Annotated in this window: 15 protein-coding genes; 12 read left to right on the top strand and 3 right to left on the bottom strand. The window is 59.5% G+C overall.

Going from position 1 to position 17361, the window contains the following annotated elements:
* Nucleotides 1-51: 51 nt before the first annotated feature.
* Nucleotides 52-747, bottom strand: a complete 696-nt coding sequence (locus tag EJ576_RS09830) for a pirin family protein (RefSeq protein ID WP_122726937.1) — start codon at nucleotides 745-747, stop codon at nucleotides 52-54.
* Between the two features lie 218 nt (nucleotides 748-965).
* On the opposite strand from EJ576_RS09830, the gene EJ576_RS09835 reads away from it, so the two are divergent.
* The gene (locus EJ576_RS09835) at nucleotides 966-3413 is read left to right on the top strand and encodes a UvrD-helicase domain-containing protein (protein WP_122726939.1); all 2448 of its coding nucleotides are present in this window, start codon (nucleotides 966-968) and stop codon (nucleotides 3411-3413) included.
* A gap of 134 nt (nucleotides 3414-3547) precedes the next feature.
* Here EJ576_RS09835 and EJ576_RS09840 read toward each other — a convergent pair whose 3' ends face one another.
* Entirely contained in the window at nucleotides 3548-3820 is a 273-nt protein-coding gene (locus tag EJ576_RS09840; protein ID WP_014718395.1) for a DUF1652 domain-containing protein, read from the bottom strand.
* A gap of 257 nt (nucleotides 3821-4077) precedes the next feature.
* On the opposite strand from EJ576_RS09840, the gene EJ576_RS09845 reads away from it, so the two are divergent.
* The 5 genes from EJ576_RS09845 (at nucleotide 4078) to EJ576_RS09865 (ending at nucleotide 8438) form a co-directional block, all read left to right on the top strand.
* The gene (locus EJ576_RS09845; RefSeq protein WP_126570245.1) at nucleotides 4078-4887 is read left to right on the top strand and encodes an AraC family transcriptional regulator; all 810 of its coding nucleotides are present in this window, start codon (nucleotides 4078-4080) and stop codon (nucleotides 4885-4887) included.
* Between the two features lie 49 nt (nucleotides 4888-4936).
* A complete protein-coding gene (locus EJ576_RS09850; protein ID WP_126570246.1) occupies nucleotides 4937-6343 on the top strand; it encodes an FAD-binding oxidoreductase in 1407 nt (468 codons plus the stop codon).
* 27 nt (nucleotides 6344-6370) lie between these two features.
* The gene (locus tag EJ576_RS09855) at nucleotides 6371-6712 is read left to right on the top strand and encodes a cupin domain-containing protein (protein ID WP_122726945.1); all 342 of its coding nucleotides are present in this window, start codon (nucleotides 6371-6373) and stop codon (nucleotides 6710-6712) included.
* A gap of 60 nt (nucleotides 6713-6772) precedes the next feature.
* Nucleotides 6773-7852 (top strand): polyamine ABC transporter substrate-binding protein, encoded by a 1080-nt coding sequence (locus EJ576_RS09860; RefSeq protein ID WP_122726947.1) that lies wholly within the window; start codon nucleotides 6773-6775, stop codon nucleotides 7850-7852.
* A 166-nt stretch (nucleotides 7853-8018) separates the two neighbouring features.
* Nucleotides 8019-8438, top strand: a complete 420-nt coding sequence (locus EJ576_RS09865; RefSeq protein ID WP_126570247.1) for a hypothetical protein — start codon at nucleotides 8019-8021, stop codon at nucleotides 8436-8438.
* Between the two features lie 65 nt (nucleotides 8439-8503).
* Here EJ576_RS09865 and EJ576_RS09870 read toward each other — a convergent pair whose 3' ends face one another.
* Nucleotides 8504-9289 (bottom strand): helix-turn-helix transcriptional regulator, encoded by a 786-nt coding sequence (locus EJ576_RS09870; protein WP_068933223.1) that lies wholly within the window; start codon nucleotides 9287-9289, stop codon nucleotides 8504-8506.
* A gap of 198 nt (nucleotides 9290-9487) precedes the next feature.
* Between EJ576_RS09870 and EJ576_RS09875 the strand changes: the two genes are divergently transcribed.
* The 6 genes from EJ576_RS09875 to EJ576_RS09900 all read left to right on the top strand — a co-directional run bounded on the left by EJ576_RS09875 (nucleotide 9488) and on the right by EJ576_RS09900 (nucleotide 17361).
* Nucleotides 9488-10852 carry an APC family permease gene (locus EJ576_RS09875; RefSeq protein WP_028616098.1) on the top strand — a complete coding sequence of 455 codons (1365 nt, stop codon included), beginning with the start codon at nucleotides 9488-9490 and terminating at the stop codon, nucleotides 10850-10852.
* 9 nt (nucleotides 10853-10861) lie between these two features.
* Nucleotides 10862-11965, top strand: coding sequence for a P1 family peptidase (locus tag EJ576_RS09880; protein ID WP_126570248.1), 1104 nt, complete (start codon nucleotides 10862-10864; stop codon nucleotides 11963-11965).
* A 365-nt stretch (nucleotides 11966-12330) separates the two neighbouring features.
* Complete coding sequence (locus EJ576_RS09885; RefSeq protein WP_123477431.1) at nucleotides 12331-13779, top strand: serralysin family metalloprotease; 1449 nt, start codon at nucleotides 12331-12333, stop codon at nucleotides 13777-13779.
* A 49-nt stretch (nucleotides 13780-13828) separates the two neighbouring features.
* Nucleotides 13829-14197 (top strand): AprI/Inh family metalloprotease inhibitor, encoded by a 369-nt coding sequence (locus EJ576_RS09890; RefSeq protein ID WP_122726957.1) that lies wholly within the window; start codon nucleotides 13829-13831, stop codon nucleotides 14195-14197.
* Nucleotides 14198-14299: 102 nt separating this feature from the next.
* Nucleotides 14300-16051 carry a type I secretion system permease/ATPase gene (locus EJ576_RS09895; RefSeq protein ID WP_126570249.1) on the top strand — a complete coding sequence of 584 codons (1752 nt, stop codon included), beginning with the start codon at nucleotides 14300-14302 and terminating at the stop codon, nucleotides 16049-16051.
* Nucleotides 16048-17361, top strand: a complete 1314-nt coding sequence (locus EJ576_RS09900; protein WP_126570250.1) for an HlyD family type I secretion periplasmic adaptor subunit — start codon at nucleotides 16048-16050, stop codon at nucleotides 17359-17361. The genes EJ576_RS09895 and EJ576_RS09900 overlap by 4 nt, the downstream gene beginning before the upstream one ends.

The following is a 17361-nucleotide window of genomic DNA, read 5'->3' on the forward strand; positions in this document are numbered from 1 at the left end:
GCGATGGCGTTCTTAAGATCGCTATCGCCGGCAAGCCGGGCTCCTGCAAAGTCAAGCGAGGTCAACCAAGACAATCTCGCTGTCTTCAACCGCCGTCACCCGCAACACCTGCTCATCTTCAATCGCTACACCATCTCGAGCTTGTGCACGCAAGCCGTTGACTTCAATGACGCCAGTCGCCGGCACAAGATAAGCCCGACGCCCGCTGTCCAGCCGGTACTCGGCACTTTCCCCAGCCTTCAGGTTCGCCGCTACCAGCCGTGCATCTGCACGAATGCGCAGGCTCTCGGTGTCCCCAGCCTTGCCACTCGCCAGCGTCACAAAACCTTCGCGATCACCCTTGGGGAACGGCTTGGCGCCCCAGGAAGGCGGTAAACCAGCCTCGTTCGGAATGATCCAGATCTGGAAAATCTTAGTCGGCATGTCTTCCAGGTTGTACTCGCTGTGGGCGATCCCGGTGCCTGCGCTCATCACTTGCACATCACCCGCCTCGGTGCGGCCCTTGTTGCCAAGGTTGTCGGCATGGCTGATCGCGCCTTCACGCACATAAGTGATGATCTCCATATCGCGATGCGGGTGCTGCGGGAAACCAGTGCCCGGCGCAATGATGTCGTCATTCCATACGCGCAGGTTGCCCCAGTGCATGCGCTTGGGGTCGTGGTACTCGGCAAACGAAAAGTGGTGATGAGCGTCAAGCCAGCCGTGGTGGGCGCCGCCCAGGGAACTGAAAGGTCGAAGTTCAAGCATGATCGTCTCCTGTGAATGGCCCTATGATCCTGCAGCTCATGATCGATAAAAAGCGTAAAAACTGCCTGATTCCTATCAGTCGATTAGATTGATTGGTGGCGTTTTGACTTTCAGTTCATCGTCTAACTGCATGACAGCAAAGCAATTGGCTGGAACTGAGCGTCGATTCCGGCGACCATGGCGCACTTGTTTGAACCCAACTCATCGCAGGAGTCCGCGTGTCGCAACAAAAGCCTGATCTTCCTCCCGAACTGCGCCCTTTGGCTGAAATGCCGTTATTCAAACGCTTGGCTGCGCGCCTGTTTGGCCATGGCTTGACCCGTTTGCGCGCCCAGCATCGGTTTTCGTGGTTGCACGGACAGGCCGACGGTTTTCGCAGTGGGCATGAGGCGGGTGTGGAGTACGGCTATCGCGAAGGCAAAGCCGACGGCATCGAAGAAGGTCGCCAGGTGCTGTTGATTCGCGACTTCCGTCCGGATGAGCACCGTGCGCCGGGCGTGGATGACAGCCTGTTCGATGACTGGCGCCTGCCGCTCACCACCGAGCTGAAGAAACGCATCAAGGTCGATGTCGCGCGATTGCTGCCGGCTCATGCCCAGCCGAGCGCGGCGCAATGGAAGATGATTTTCAGCGAGACACCCTCGACCTCAGTGATCGCGGGGGCCGGGGCCGGCAAATCCACGTCGCTGGTACTGCGCATTTTGCTGCTCACCCATTACCTGGGCTTTGAGCTGAGCTCGATGACGGTGGTGACCTTCACCCGTGAATCGCGCAAGGATTTCATCAACAAGCTCATGGAAATTCTCAACCTCTGGGGCCAACCCCTTGGTATGAAAGAAGCGCAAGCCGTGGTGCGTACCTTTCACTCGCGCATCCTGCCCATGGTGCGCAGCCTGCCGGGCTTCGAGCGCTTGCAAGCCTTCGAAAACCTGAATGCCGGTGTTGAAGACGCCGACAGCAATCCTTTCGACCTGCGTATCAACGAAGCCCAGCGCCAGCAGATGAATGCCTGCTTTCACCGGCTACAGGGGCAGCACCCGCGATTCCGTGAACTGATTGCGCCGCTGGCACGGCACGGGCTGCAGCTCAAAGAGCTGGAGCGTGACCATCCCGATGTACAAAAACGGGTGGCCGTGACCGAACTGGCGGCCAAACGCGATGAAGAGCTCTGCGATGTGATCGAGGACCTGTGGTTTCGTGCAGGCGCCTGGCCGATCAAGGGGATCGAACCTAACCGCCAGACCGTTGAAATCAACGGCGCGCAATTTCATTGTCATGGCTACATTCCTGAGCTGGATGCCTGGGTGGTACTGGGCTTCGACTCGCGGGAAAACGCGCAGACCAGCCGACCTCACTCAAAGCTGTCGGTACGCGCAGAATGGGCGGTAAAGCGCACCTTGTTTCAAGCTTTCTGTCGTAAGCCATTGATATGGATAGATAGTTACGAGTCATCTAAGCGCTTGCTAAGCAGTTTGGCCGGTGATGCTACGGCCGGCCCCGGCTTTGATTACAAGGTCAAAGGCGAGTTGGCATCAGCGCCGCTGCTGGACAGTTTTGTGATGGCCGCCGGATTCATCGAGAACCTTGGTCTGGACGTACCCACCGCCGTCGGGCAGATGAGCTTTGCCAAGGATGATCCGGACCGCTTCTTCTTCGAAGCCCTGAGCATCTTCTGGAAAGCCCTGGAAGATCACTTGCTGGACCAATCCCCCCCGATCATGACCTATAACCGGATGTTCTCGTTGTTCGGAGAGAACACCCCGGAAAACCTCAAGCTGCTCAGCGATCCGCTGCTGCGCCCCTTGTCGCACCTGATGATCGACGAGTTTCAGGACGTTTCGCCGCAGATCGTCTCGTGGATCCGTGCCAGCCTGCGCGAGATCCGCAGCCGTGGTCCGGCCATGCATGTGGGGCGCGGCGCCCAGCGCTCATCGTTGTTGTGTGTGGGAGATGACTGGCAGTCGATCTATGGCTGGCGCGGCAGTTCACCCAAGTACTTCATGGAATTCGACAGGGAGTTCCCATCGCCATCCACCACCCGTGTGATGCTGGGCGAGAACTACCGCAGTCACCAGCACATCATCGATGCGGCCGAGCATATCGTGCGCGCGGCGCCGGCGATTGCTGGCAAGAAAGCCAAAGCCAGTGGCGCGCCCAAGGCGTTGGTACCCGTCGCGGTGCTGGAGCGGGACGATGCGGCATTGGGGCGACGGTTGTCGGAGCATTATCAGAAGGGCGATTCGATCTTGATGCTTTATCGAAAAGGTAGCGATAAGCTATTGATTCAGGAGCATATTCAATCAGTAGTTAATGTGGATTCTAGCTTGCCGCCCCAGGCGCGCAGGCTGAAACAATTGACCTATCACAGTGCCAAGGGGCTACAGGCTGACGCGGTGTTTCTGCTTGGGGATTGTCAGCATGTCACTAGCTCGCCGTATAAAAACCAGGTGTACCGGATGGCGGGCCTGGGCAAGGCTGGCGACAGCGAGCCCTATGACAATGCGCAAAAGGATGAAGTGTTGCGCCTGGCCTATGTGGGCATTACCCGCGCCGTGAGCCATTGCTATTGGTACGTGGAAAAGCCCGAAGGTCAGGCCCTGAATGTGCCCAAGGCGTCGGAGCGGGTGGATGGCAAGAAAGCCTTCTTTGATGATCAGCGCAGCTGAAGGCGCGCCGGACCTATGTGGGAGCGGGCTTGCCCGCGAATGCGGTGTATCAGCAACGCATCCAGTGACTGACACTCCGCTTTCGCGGGCAAGCCCGCTCCCACATTGGAAACTCATTGCTTGATGGGTTTGGGTCAGGCCCTTAGTGACACCGGCGGCACAAACGACTCCAGCTCATCCTCCACGGCCTCGATGATGCGCTCCACATCGGCGGCATTCATCACGGTAGCGCAGGGAATGCCGGCGATGGCGATCAGGGTCTCGCCGCTGGCGCGGTCGAACAATCGGGCGATCATACTGCCAGGCGCATCCATGCTGCCCTCGAAACCCATTGGGTGAAAATGCCAGCGCATCAGCTGGCAGGCGTTGGGGAACGTCACTTTATTCATGTTGCCCACCTTGTTCATTGAGCGCTTCCTTTAGCTCGCGGCAGGGGCCAAGACCTTCACTGATCATGGCGTCGCAGAACTTAAAAATAGCATCCGTTCGCAACGGCAAGGTGACTTTTTGAGCCCCGTTCGGCGGTTGTCTTTCATAAGTTTGATGTAGGTCATGTGCCACTGGGGGCTGGGCAATAGGCCACTAGTCAGAAGTACCCATTGGCCATTGAAGCCCCCGGCAAAATTCGGCAATCTCCAAGGTCTACCCGCCGCAGAGCCCCTCCATGCCCGACATCGCTCCAGACGATGAGCCCCAGCAATCCCACGCCACCCGCGATTTGGTGCTGCGCCACCACCTGTGTTGGCGCCATCGGGATCTGGAGGGCGTAATGTCCTACTACCATCAGGACATCCAGTACCACGACTTTTTCCAGAACCGAGTCGTCGGTCACGCGCAGTTGCGTGATTACCTGCGAGCCAGCATGCCGCGCGAGGCCGATGAGGCCATTGAGCACACCGACCGCATCCGCGCTGATGGCGATACGGCCTTCATCCAGTACCGCATCACCTTGCGTGGCGGCCATGGCTTGGTGTCATTTCGCACCAGCGAAGCCATCACGGTGCGCGACGGGCTGATCTGGCGGGTCAATGAATACGCCTCCCTGGTGCATGAGCAACCCGTCCAGGCTGCGCGGCCTACGGTCAGCCGCTTGGGCTTGTCACCCCAGCAATTGGGGCATATGGCCAATGACTTGCAGCAGTATTTCGAACGCAAGCAACCTTATCTGGACCCGGAGCTGGACTTGCAGCGGGTGGCCAAGGAGTGTGGCTACAGTCGCAATCAGATTTCCTATTTGCTGAACCAGGTGCTGGGGCAAAGCTTCTATCGCTACGTCAACCAGGCCAGGCTTCACCACTTGCTGGCCGCGCTGGACAAGGCCTTGCCGCCGATAAAGGTCGACGACCTGGCATTTGCCGCCGGTTTCAACTCGCTCTCGGCGTTCTACAGTGCGTTTCGCCAGCACACAGGGCAGTCACCCAAGGCCTACGTCAAACAAATTTCCCTGCGTGCACGCGCGCAAGACAGCCCATAACACTGCGCTCTAGGATCCACCCTATCGAAACGAGGTAGGGGAACCCTGCATGCCGGCATGGCGCAACATCAGCTTATGGATGGACCAGTTGGATGACCCGCTGCATGCGCGGCCGTCGCTGGAACAGGACCTGGACGTCAACGTGGCCATCATCGGCGCCGGTTATACCGGGTTGTGGACCGCGTATTACCTGAAACGCCAGGCGCCCGAACTGAACATCGCGATCATCGAAGCGCAAACCGCTGGCTTCGGCGCCTCCGGCCGCAATGGTGGCTGGCTGATGGGCAACCTGCTGGGCGAGGACCGCCTGTTGGCTGGCCTGAACCCCGAACAACGGCGCGCCTCGTTTGACCTGCTGCACGCCATCCCGGATGAGGTGGCCCAGGTACTTGCGCGGGAGGGCATCGACTGCGACTACCGCAAGGGCGGCGCGCTGTACTGCGCCGCGCGTTACCCCGAGCAGGAGGGCAGCCTGCGTCGCTACCTGGACAAACTCCACGCCCAGGGCCTGACCGAAGCCGACTATCGCTGGCTCAGCCCACAGCAACTGGTCGAACAGATTCGCATCGCCAAGCCTTATGGCGGTATCTACGCGCCCCACGTGGCGACCATCAACCCTGCCAAGCTGGTGCGTGGCCTGGCGCGGGTGGTGGAAAGCATGGGCGTGGCAATCTACGAAAACAGCCCAGTGACCCATTGGCAATCCGGCGGCCTGCGCACGGCGAAGGCCGGTGTCCGTGCAGCCTGGGTGGTGCCGGCAGTGGAGGGCTACGCCAACACCTTGCCGCCTTTGGGCCGTTATCAACTGCCGGTGCAAAGCCTGATCGTCGCCACCGAGCCATTGCCGGCCAGTACGTGGGATGAAATCGGCCTGAGCCACGGCCAAGCCTTCGGCGAAAGCAGTCGGCAGGTCACCTACGGCCAGCGTTCAGCGGACAACCGGCTGGTGTTCGGTGCCCGTGGCGGTTACCAGTTCGCCGGGAAACTGCGCCACAACTTCGATCTGACCGACAGCGAAGTGGAGCTGCGTCGCTACCTGTTCGGTGAGCTTTTCCCACAGCTCAAGCACGTGAAGATTACCCATTCATGGGGCGGCAACCTGGGCATGTCGCGCAGTTTCCGACCACACATGCTGTGCGACCACAAGACCGGCATCGCACTGTCCGGTGGTTATGGCGGGGAGGGCGTTGGCGCCACCAACCTGGGCGGCCGCACCCTGGCCGACCTGATCCTTGGCCGCGACACGTCGTTGACCCATCAACCCTGGGTGATCCGCGAACGCGGCCTGGACGCGCTCAAGCCCTGGGAGCCCGAACCCTGCCGCTGGCTGGGCTACAACGCGATTATTCGCAGTTTCGTCCATGAAGACCAGGTGTTGGCCAACCCCAACACTGCCCCTTGGCGCCGCAAGTTGGCGACCGGCGTGGCCGGGTTCATGGAAGGTTTCATGCACTAAGTCGTTTCATTCACACGGGAAAACCCCATGAGCATCACGCAATTCAAAGACACGCTGAACGCCCACTTGCCGGACTCGTCGCCCGTCGCCGTGCCCTTGGGCGAGCCCATTGCGGTGGCCTCGACCCTGAGCGTCGAGCGCAACGATGGCGTCGAAACCGGCATCTGGGAATGCTCCCCAGGCGTTTGGCGTCGGCAGATCAAATCCCAGGAGTTTTGCCACTTTATCCAGGGCCGCTGCACCTTCACCCCAGACAACGGTGAAATCGTCCACATACAAGCCGGTGATGCACTGATGTTGCCGGCCAACAGCACCGGCATCTGGGACATCCAGGAAACCGTGCGCAAGACCTACGTATTGATCCTGTAACGCTTTGATCCTTGATCGCCTGCCATAAAAACAGCCCTAAAACCGCCAGGAAATCGAACCATGAAAGCCATTGCCCTGTTGCCCTTGATGTTGGTGGCCTCTATCAGCCAGGCCGCCGAGACGGTGAAAATCTACAACTGGTCCAGCTACATCGCGCCGGACACCACCAAGAACTTCCAGAAGCAGACCGGCATCGGCTTCAGCTACGACGTGTATGACAGCAACGAAACCCTCGACGGCAAACTGATGACGGGCAACTCCGGGTATGACGTGGTGTTTCCGTCCAACCATTTCATGGCCCGGCAAATCCAGGGCGGCGCGCTGAAGAAGCTCGACAAGAGTCAGTTGCCCAACTGGAAGAACCTCAACCCGGTGCTGCTCAAGGCCCTGGAAAACAACGATCCGGGCAATGCCCATGGTTTCCCGTACCTGTGGGGCAGCACCGGCATCGGCTACAACATCGACAAGGTCAAGGCGGCACTGGGCGACAACGCACCGGTCGACTCCTGGGACCTGATCTTCAAGCCCGAATACATGGAGAAACTCAGCAAGTGCGGCGTTGCCATCCTGGATAACGGCCCGGAACTGTTGCCCATCGCCCTGAACTACCTGGGCTTGCCGCCCCACAGCAAGAACCCTGAGGACTACAAGAAGGCCGAAGCACTGCTGATGAAAGTGCGTCCCTATGTGGCGTATTTCCACTCTTCCAAGTACACAGGCGACCTGGCCAACGGTGACATCTGCGTGGCCGTCGGTTTTTCCGGCGATGTGCTGCAGGCCGAAAGCCGCGCCAAGGAAGCCAGGAATGGGGTGAAGATCGGCTATCAGATTCCCAAGGAAGGCGCCGCGATCTGGTTCGACATGGTTGCCATGCCTGCCGATGCCCCGGATGAAAAGGCGGGCTATGCCTTCATGAATTACCTGCTGGAGCCGCAGGTCATGGCGGACATCACCAACTCCGTGCACTACGCCAACGGCAATAGCTCGGCGGACAGCCTGGTGGATCCCGAGATCAAGGCGGATACCAAGATTTACCCGAGTGAGGAAATGATGGGTAAGTTGTTTGCGCTGGAAGCGATGCCGTTGAATATCGATCGGATTCGGACGCGGATCTGGAACACCATTCGAATGGGGCGATGAGAAAGGGCGAACAGACAGACGTGGGCGATGAGCCCACGTCGATTCAATAGTGCCATTTGCGATAAAAAAATACTTTTTAAACCTGTCATTTGTGACAGGTTTATTTGTTTTTTTAACCGATTACGCTCATGTCTCCTGAATCGCAACATTAGGCAAGGAGCGTTAGATGGGAAATCTCAGGCAACAGATCAGTGCAAAAATGCAAGCCACTGGCTGGATGATCGGAAGCATCAAAATCGCTGGTGAGGTGGTTATCTATAAAACAAACCAAGTATTTCGTGATGAACAGAACAATGGGATGCGAATCTATTCGCGAGACGACGAAGGAGATCCGTCAGACATTTCGTTTATTCACGTAACCTTTGCAGATAAAAATGTGAAAAGCGGTACTTATTCCATCGGCGGGCCTGAGATTGTAGGTGCTTGGTACCACGCTCATGGTGCGGATCACGAGCAAGAGGCAACATCGGGTTCTGTCTCCATCGAAAGGATAGATGACTATCAAGTGTTGGTGGGCAGTATCCGGTTTCTGACGACCGACTTTGATGTCGCCGTTGCGTACATCATCAAGGGGTTCTCAGGGTGACGACTCTTTGTCCAAATTGAGGTAAGCCCCTATCGATCATGCATGTGCCTGAGCCGGTCTTTCGATCATGGGTTTTCCAGGTCATGCCCCAACGACTGAATAAACAACGAAAACAGCTCCGGCTGCGACGAGATATCCAGCTTGGCGTACAAATGCCGACGGTGCACCTTCACCGTGTCCGGCGAGATGTTCAGGCGCTCAGCCATGGCCTTGGACGAAAAACCGCGCAACACCAATCGGGCGATCTCCAACTCGCGGTCCGAGAGCACGCCGCAACCGAACTGACTCAACGCATCCCTGATCTGACTGTCCATCGCCGGCGCACGCTGGGTGCTTTGCTGCCAGTGCTGTTGCATCAGCGGTAACACCCAGGCGGCCACGGTGGTCATCAGGCCGGTCTCCTCGAAGCTGAAGCGTCGTTGCATGCCCAATGACAGCGATAACGTCCCCGCGCCCGGCAATTGCAGGATGAACTGCACCTCGTCTTCCAGCACGTTGTCATGGAAGTAATTGAGGAAGTATTCACTCTGGCGAAAATGATCCGGCGCCACTTCCTCCAGGCGGTACACGCCGCTGGCATAACCCTCGCGACAGGCCTGGAAAAACGGGTCGAGCAAATACAAGCCATTGAGGTACACCAGCATCGACGCTGGTTTGCTGCTGGGTTGGGCGTCGTATTCTTCGAGGGCCTGAGGCGGGCCATCCACCGGGTAGTAGATCGCCAGGGCGTTATCGAAGGGCAGGCACTGATGCAGCAACAACACCAGCTGTTTCCAGAAGCGCTCGGTGCCGATGTGCGCGACGGTGCGGCCCAGGCCGGCGTGCATGCCGACTTCTCGAAACAGGCTCATATGACAGGCTCCCACCGCAAAAGATCGGCCAAGGGTTCGGCTTTTGCCAGGTGGCGTCAAGGGGAGTACGCCAATAGGGGAATTGGCTGACATGAACGTCGTGTTTATTGTCCTCATCATTCAGCGGGAAACATATCCCGCGATGATCAGATTTTTCGTTTCTGCCTCACACCAAGAACAACGACAGAGGATAACGATATGAGCACTTCCCCCACGCCCGACGGCGTGCTGAAACCCACCTTGAGTGTCTTCGATGTGGTCGCCATTACCGTGTCGGCGGTGACGCCGGCCAGTTCCGTATTTGTGATCGCGCCCTTTGCCATCCAACAGGCCGGTAGCGGCGTGTTCCTGGCGTTTGTGATGGCGGGTTTGCTCGCGTTGATGTTTGCCTTTTGCTACGCCGAACTGGGCCGCGCCCACAACAGCGCCGGGGGCGAGTATGTGTACGCCAAGCGCGTATTTGGTGGCATGGCGGGCTATGCGACGTTCCTGACCGTGCTGGTGATGTTGCTGTTTATCCCGCCAGTTCTCGCCACGGGCGCGGCGACCTATCTGAATAACGCCCTTGGCACGAAGTTCGATTCCCAGACCGTCGCCTTGGTGATTGTGGTGTGCAGTTACGCCTTGGGCATTCTCAATATCAAGCTGAATGCCTGGATCACCGGCACCTGCCTGTTGCTGGAAGTCGCGGCGTTGCTGGTGATCGTCGTCATTGGTTTCGGCAACCCGGTACAGCCGGCCAGCGTGCTGTTCCAGCCGCAGATCGTCGAAAACGGCGTGCTGCACCTGGCGCCCTGGGCCCTGGTGATCGGCGCGGTGGGCATCGGCCTGTTTTCCTACAACGGCTATGGCCCAGCAGTGTTGCTGGCCGAAGACATGAAATGCGGCGGCAAAGGCGTGCACAAGGCAGTGCTGTGGTCCTTGGGCTTGGTGGTGATCATCGAACTGGTGCCGATCACCGCGCTGTTGATCGGTGCGCCATCGCTCAGTGAGATGATCAGCAGCCCGGACCCCATCGGTTACCTGTTGACCAGCCATGGCAATGAAACCCTCTCGCGGCTGGTCAGCGCCGGGATCTTCCTGTCGGTGTTCAATGCGATTGTCGCGATCGTGATCCAGATCGGCCGCGTGGTGTTCAGCAGCGGCCGTGATGCGCTGTGGACGCCAAGCATCAACAAACTCTTTACGCGTATTCACCCACGCTGGGATTCGCCCTGGTTGGCTACGCTGTTCCTGGCGATTCCTTCAGCATTGTTGAGTTTCAGCTCCAACCTGGCCGACCTGACTTCGTTCAGCGTGTTGCTGATCATGCTGGTGTACCTGGTGGTGGCGTTGAGTGCGTTGATGAGCCGGGTGCTGCTGCGTGATCGCGAGCATCCCTATCGCATGCCGCTGTGGCCGCTGCCGGCGTTGGTCGCGGTACTGGGCGCGGGTTATCTGTTGGTCACGCTGGTGGCGGCGGCCTCGATCCGCGACATCATGATCATCATCGGCTTGCTGGCCCTGTCGGTGATTCTGTATTGCATCAGTGGCCGGTCGAGTCCGGTCTTCCAGAAATTGTAAGGAGTGGTTATGCGCGCACGTCAATTGGGCATCACGTTGGGGCTGGGCACGCCCGGTGAGTGGAACGCCATCACCGATGTGCCAGGTGTCCGGGTCGGGCACAGCACGATCAAGACACTTATCGACGGCAAGCACGTGCGTACTGGCGTCAGCGTGATCCAACCGCGTGCTGGCGAAGCACGCCAGCAACCGTGCTTCGCCGGCTATCACGTGCTCAATGGCAATGGCGACGCCACCGGCCTTGAGTGGATCAGCGAAGCGGGGCTGTTGACCACGCCGCTGGCCATCACCAACACCCACAGCATCGGCATTGTGCGCGACAGCCTGATCGCCCTGGAGCGCGAGCGCCTGGCGGACCCGGCGGTGTACTGGTGCATGCCGGTGGTGATGGAAACCTATGACGGCCTGCTCAATGATATCTGGGGCCAGCATGTCGGCCCCGAGCATGTGCGCGAAGCCCTGGACAACGCCGAAACCGGCCCGGTGCAGGAAGGCGCGGTCGGCGGCGGCACCGGCATGATCTGCCATGAATTCAAAGGCGGTATCGGCACGGCTTCGCGGCGCCTGCCGGCGGAACAGGGCGGCTGGACTGTCGGCGTGCTGGTGCAGGCCAACCATGGCAAGCGCCAGGAACTGCGGGTGGATGGCTACCCGGTGGGGCGCCAGTTGATGGAGATTCCGTCGCCTTTTGCCGAGCAAGGCACGCCGGGCATGGGCTCGATCGTGGTAATCCTGGCCACCGACGCGCCGCTGTTGCCGCACCAATGCCAGCGCCTGGCGCAGCGCGCGTCCATCGGTATCGCCCGCACTGGCGGCGGCACCGAAGATTCCAGCGGTGACCTGTTCCTGGCCTTTGCCACCGGTAACCAGGACCTGCCGCCGGCGGATTATGGGCGCAAGGGCCTGCCGTTCAGCAGCACCTTGCAGATGGTCAACAACGACCATATTTCGCCGCTGTTCAGCGCGGCGGCTGAGGCGGTGGAAGAGGCGATCATCAATGCGATCCTGGCTGGGGAGAGCATGCTTACCGATCAAGGTGTCCTGGTGCCCGGACTGGAAGGTGAAACGCTATTGGCGGTATTGCACAAGACGGGCTGGAGTGTGTCCCGGTAATAGGGGGCGCGCCAAGTTATTAATACAAGTAGTGGCTGTTTAATGTTGCCAATGACACCCTGCCAATATATTGGATCCATTAACTAACGGCGCCGCTCAACTTGAGCGGCGTTAGTGCTATTTAATATTTAAATAATCGCGCTGCTTTTTTCAGGGCGAAAGCCGATACCGGCCAACAAACACGGCGCTCAACTTGTTTCAGTTGTTTCCTCGCCCGGTTTTAGTGCAGGAAAAGATGTAGACGAAAGATTTCAAGTTGTGTCAGTTTTCTTACGCCTTCAAAAGAGGCGAGTGATAGGACGATCTCGCCCGCGAGGTTCCTATCGAACAAAGACTGATGCACTTGCAAACAAGGAAGTACGTTTATGTCAAAAGTAAAAGACAAGGCTATCGTGTCGGCGGCGCAAGCCAGCACCGCTTACTCGCAAATCGATAGCTTCAGCCATCTGTACGACCGTGGCGGCAACCTCACGGTCAACGGTAAACCCTCGTTTTCCGTGGACCAGGCGGCTGACCACCTGTTGCGTGAAAATGCGGCCTATCGCGACGTGGATGGCAACGGCAAGATCGATCTGACTTACACCTTTCTCACCTCGGCGTCCTCGGCAACCATGAACAAACATGGCATCACCGGGTTCAGCCAGTTCAACACCCAGCAGAAAGCACAGGCCGTATTGGCCATGCAATCCTGGGCGGATGTGGCCAATGTGACCTTCACCGAGAAAGCCTCGGGCGGTGACTTCCACATGACCTTCGGCAACTACAGCGGGGGCCAGGACGGCGCGGCCGCGTTTGCCTACCTGCCGGGCACCAACGACAAGTATCACCAAAGTGGCCTGGACGGCACCTCATGGTACCTGACCAACAGCAGCTACACGCCAAACAAGACGCCGGACCTGAACAACTACGGCCGGCAGACCCTGACCCACGAAATCGGGCATACCCTGGGCCTGGACCACCCTGGCGACTACAACGCCGGGACCGGCAACCCTTCCTACAAAGACGCGGACTATGGACAGGACACGCGTGGCTACAGCGTCATGAGTTACTGGAGCGAGAGCAACACCAACCAGAACTTCAGCAAGGGCGGCGTCGAGGCTTACGCGTCCGGCCCGCTGATCGACGACATCGCAGCAATCCAGAAGCTCTACGGCGCCAACTACAACACCCGCGCCGGCGACACCACCTACGGCTTCAACTCCAACACCGGGCGTGATTTCCTCAGCGCCACCTCGAACGCCGACAAGCTGGTGTTCTCGGTGTGGGACGGTGGTGGCAATGACACCTTGGACTTCTCCGGTTTCACCCAGAACCAGAAGATCAACCTCAACGAAACGTCGTTCTCCGACGTTGGCGGCCTGGTGGGCAACGTGTCCATCGCCAAGGGCGTGACCGTCGAGAACGCTTTCGGCGGCGCCGGCAATGACTTGATCATTGGCAACAACGCGGCCAACGTGATCAAGGGTGGGGCCGGCAACGACCTCATCTACGGTGGCGGCGGTGCGGATCAACTGTGGGGCGGTGCGGGCAACGACACCTTTGTGTTTGGTGCCAGTTCCGATTCCAAGCCAGGCGCTGCGGACAAGATCTTTGACTTCACCTCCGGTTCGGACAAGATCGACCTGTCGGGCATTACCAAGGGTGCAGGCCTGACCTTCGTCAATGCCTTCACCGGGCATGCCGGCGATGCTGTACTGACCTATGCCGCAGGCACCAACCTGGGCACCTTGGCAGTGGACTTCTCCGGGCACGGCGTGGCGGACTTCCTCGTCACCACCGTCGGCCAGGCAGCCGTCAGCGACATCGTGGCGTAATGCACGGGCGCGGCGTTTCGGCGCCGCGCTTTACCGATGGAGCGTGAAGATGCAGCGTTTTTTCACAGTGATCACCCGCGTGTTGCAGGTGATGTTCGTGTCGGCAGGAGCCCACGTCATGGCGAGCAGTCTTGTATTACCCACCACCGCCCAGTTGGCCGGGCATTGGCAGTTGCACCAACAGGATCAGGTGTGCGCACTTGACCTGCTGGAGCAGGCGAATGCCTTGGACGGCGACCTCGCTTGTGTCGCGCAATGGCTCGGTGAGAAACCCCTGACCTGGACACCGACACCGGATGGTATCTGGCTGATGAATGCCGAAGGCAGCGGGATAACCCATCTCAATCGAGAGCAGGCGGACGAGTATAAAGGCCGCACGCCTACGGGCCTGGAAGTTGTATTGCAACGCACACCTTAGTTGTCGTTATAAATGTATAACTGAATTTATTAGTTGACCGCTCCGTTGTTTGGGGTTGGGGAAACTATTGCGCGAAATTTGTTTCAGGGAAGATCAGAAACCATGGCGAAGTCCCATGCCGTCGCGCCCTTATTCAAGGCGCTGGGTGAATACAAAAGCATGTTGATCAGTGTTGGCTGTTTCACAGCATTGATTAACCTGCTGATGCTGGTGCCGTCGATTTACATGCTGCAAGTGTATGACCGGGTGCTGTCCTCCCAGAATGAAACCACCCTGGTGATGTTGACGCTGATGGTGGTGGGCTTCTTTGCGTTTATTGGCACGCTTGAGGTAATCCGCAGTTTTATCGTGATCCGCATCGGCAGCCAGTTGGAGCGGCGTTTCAACTTGCGCGTGTACAAGGCCGCGTTCGAGCGCAACCTGCAACGCGGGCAGGGGCATGCCGGGCAAGCGTTGGGCGACTTGACTCATATCCGCCAATTCATCACGGGGCCTGCGTTGTTCGCGTTTTTCGACGCGCCGTGGTTTCCCATTTATCTGTTTGTGATCTTCCTGTTCAACGTGTGGCTCGGTGTGCTGGCCACCGCGGGCGCGGTGCTGTTGATCGCCCTTGCATGCCTGAACGAATACCTGACCAAAAAGCCGTTGGGCGAGGCCAGTGGTTATTCCCAGCAGTCCACGCAACTGGCGACCAGCCACTTGCACAATGCCGAGACGATCCAGGCCATGGGCATGCTTGGTGCGCTGCGCCAGCGCTGGTTTGCGGTGCACTCGCAGTTTCTCGGCTTGCAAAACCAGGCCAGTGATACTGGCTCCGTGGTGACTTCCCTGAGCAAATCCCTGCGGTTGTGCCTGCAATCCTTGGTGCTGGGCCTGGGAGCCTTGTTAGTGATCAAGGGGGACATGACCGCCGGGATGATGATCGCCGGTTCCATTCTGATGGGCCGGGTGCTCAGCCCCATCGACCAGTTGATTGCGGTGTGGAAGCAATGGAGTTCGGCCAAGCTGGCCTACCAGCGGCTGGATGATCTGTTGCGCGAATTTCCGCCGGAAGTCGAGCAGATGAAGCTGCCGCCGCCCAAAGGCCAGGTCAGCTTTGAACAGGTCAGTGCAGGCCCGCCTGGGCGGCGGATGGCGACCTTGCATCAAGTCAGTTTCAACCTGGGCGCGGGTGAAGTGCTCGGTGTGCTCGGCGCCTCGGGCTCCGGTAAATCCACCCTGGCCCGTGTGCTGGTGGGCGTCTGGCCGACGTTGGCCGGAACGGTGCGCCTGGATGGCGCGGACATTCATCGCTGGGACCGCGACGACCTCGGCCCGCACATTGGCTATCTGCCCCAGGACATCGAGCTGTTCAGCGGCAGCATTGCCGACAATATTGCGCGCTTTCACGAGGCCGACCCCGAGCAGGTGGTGCAGGCGGCGCAGCAGGCTGGCGTGCATGAACTGATCCTGCGCTTGCCCCAGGGCTACGACACGGTGCTGGGTGACAACGGCGGCGGCCTGTCCGGCGGCCAGAAACAACGGGTGGCGTTGGCCCGCGCCCTGTACGGCGGGCCGCGCCTGATCGTGCTGGATGAGCCCAATTCCAATCTCGACACCGTCGGCGAAGCCGCGCTGGCCAGTGCCATCGTGCAGATGAAAGCCCAGGGCAGCAGTGTGGTGCTGGTCACCCATCGTTCGTCGGCGCTGGCCCAGGCCGACAAGTTGCTGGTGCTCAGCGAAGGGCATTTGCAGGCGTTCGGGCCGAGCCAGGAAGTGCTGCGGGCGTTGTCCGGACAGCAGGAGCCGCCCAAGGAGAGACCGGGCGTGAGTTTCAGTCGTCAGTACCAAGCCGGAAGGAATCCAGGCGCATGAGCAGCATCACTGTTGAACCACGCTTCAAAGAACACGACGCCAATTTCTTCGCCCGCATGGGCTGGTTGCTGACGGTGGTCGGGGCTGGCGGCTTTTTCCTGTGGGCCAGCCTTGCGCCATTGGACCAAGGCATTCCGGTGCAGGGCACGGTGGTGGTGTCGGGCAAGCGCAAGGCGGTGCAAACCCTCAGCCCCGGCGTGGTCAGCCGGATTCTGGTGAAGGAGGGCGAGCGGGTGAAGCAAGGCCAGCCGCTGTTTCGTCTCGACCAGACTCAGCACCAGGCCGACGTGCAGTCCCTGCAAGCCCAGTACCGCATGGCCTGGGCCAGTGTGGCGCGCTGGCAGAGCGAACGTGACAATCAGGCCAGCATCACCTTTCCCACCGAACTCAGCGCCAATCCCGACCCGGCCCTGGCGTTGGTGCTGGAAGGCCAGCGCCAACTGTTCAGCAGCCGTCGCGAAGCCTTTGCCCGTGAGCAGGCCGGTATCCGCGCCAATATCGACGGCGCCACCGCGCAGTTGGGCGGCATGCGCCGCGCCCGCAGCGACTTGACCGCCCAGGCGCAGTCCCTGCGCGATCAACTGAGCAATCTGCAACCCTTGGCCGACAACGGCTACATCCCGCGCAACCGGCTGATGGACTACCAACGGCAGTTGTCCCAGGTGCAACAGGACCTGGCGCAAAACACCGGCGAAAGTGGCCGGGTAGAGCAGGGCATCCTCGAATCACGGCTGAAACTGCAACAGCACAGTGAGGAATACCAGAAGGAAGTGCGCAGCCAGTTGGCCGACGCACAACTGCGTAGCCTGACTCTGGAACAACAACTCACCTCGGCCGGGTTCGACCTGCAACACAGCGAAATCAACGCCCCGGCGGATGGCATCGCGGTCAATCTCAGCGTGCACACCGAGGGCGCCGTGGTCCGCGCGGGTGAAACCCTGCTGGAGATCGTGCCCCAAGACACGCGCCTGGAAGTGGAAGGGCGTTTGCCGGTGCATTTGGTCGACAAGGTCGGCACGCACCTGCCGGTCGACATTCTGTTCACCGCCTTCAACCAAAGCCGTACACCGCGTGTGCCGGGGGAGGTCAGCCTGATTTCCGCCGACCAGATGCTCGATGAAAAAACCGGCGCGGCCTACTACGTGCTGCGCACTACGGTGAGCGAAGCGGCGTTGGAAAAACTTCACGGGCTGGTGATCAAGCCGGGCATGCCCGCCGAGATGTTCGTGCGCACCGGCGAGCGCTCGCTGCTCAATTACCTGTTCAAGCCGCTGCTCGACCGCGCCGGCTCCGCATTGACCGAGGAATAG

It is taken from the genome of Pseudomonas sp. C 49-2 (genome assembly GCF_003970195.1).
GTDB classification, from domain to species: Bacteria; Pseudomonadota; Gammaproteobacteria; order Pseudomonadales; family Pseudomonadaceae; genus Aquipseudomonas; species Aquipseudomonas canadensis.

Bases quoted from the DNA above. Each gene is read 5' to 3' on its own strand.
- EJ576_RS09850 (WP_126570246.1), top strand. From the start codon at position 4,937: ATGCCGGCATGGCGCAACATCAGCTTATGGATGGACCAGTTGGATGAC.
- EJ576_RS09900 (WP_126570250.1), top strand. From the start codon at position 16,048: ATGAGCAGCATCACTGTTGAACCACGCTTCAAAGAACACGACGCCAAT.
- EJ576_RS09830 (WP_122726937.1), bottom strand. From the start codon at position 747: ATGCTTGAACTTCGACCTTTCAGTTCCCTGGGCGGCGCCCACCACGGC.
- EJ576_RS09885 (WP_123477431.1), top strand. From the start codon at position 12,331: ATGTCAAAAGTAAAAGACAAGGCTATCGTGTCGGCGGCGCAAGCCAGC.
- EJ576_RS09865 (WP_126570247.1), top strand. From the start codon at position 8,019: ATGGGAAATCTCAGGCAACAGATCAGTGCAAAAATGCAAGCCACTGGC.
- EJ576_RS09890 (WP_122726957.1), top strand. From the start codon at position 13,829: ATGCAGCGTTTTTTCACAGTGATCACCCGCGTGTTGCAGGTGATGTTC.
- EJ576_RS09875 (WP_028616098.1), top strand. From the start codon at position 9,488: ATGAGCACTTCCCCCACGCCCGACGGCGTGCTGAAACCCACCTTGAGT.
- EJ576_RS09870 (WP_068933223.1), bottom strand. From the start codon at position 9,289: ATGAGCCTGTTTCGAGAAGTCGGCATGCACGCCGGCCTGGGCCGCACC.
- EJ576_RS09845 (WP_126570245.1), top strand. From the start codon at position 4,078: ATGCCCGACATCGCTCCAGACGATGAGCCCCAGCAATCCCACGCCACC.
- EJ576_RS09880 (WP_126570248.1), top strand. From the start codon at position 10,862: ATGCGCGCACGTCAATTGGGCATCACGTTGGGGCTGGGCACGCCCGGT.
- EJ576_RS09895 (WP_126570249.1), top strand. From the start codon at position 14,300: ATGGCGAAGTCCCATGCCGTCGCGCCCTTATTCAAGGCGCTGGGTGAA.
- EJ576_RS09840 (WP_014718395.1), bottom strand. From the start codon at position 3,820: ATGAACAAGGTGGGCAACATGAATAAAGTGACGTTCCCCAACGCCTGC.
- EJ576_RS09860 (WP_122726947.1), top strand. From the start codon at position 6,773: ATGAAAGCCATTGCCCTGTTGCCCTTGATGTTGGTGGCCTCTATCAGC.
- EJ576_RS09855 (WP_122726945.1), top strand. From the start codon at position 6,371: ATGAGCATCACGCAATTCAAAGACACGCTGAACGCCCACTTGCCGGAC.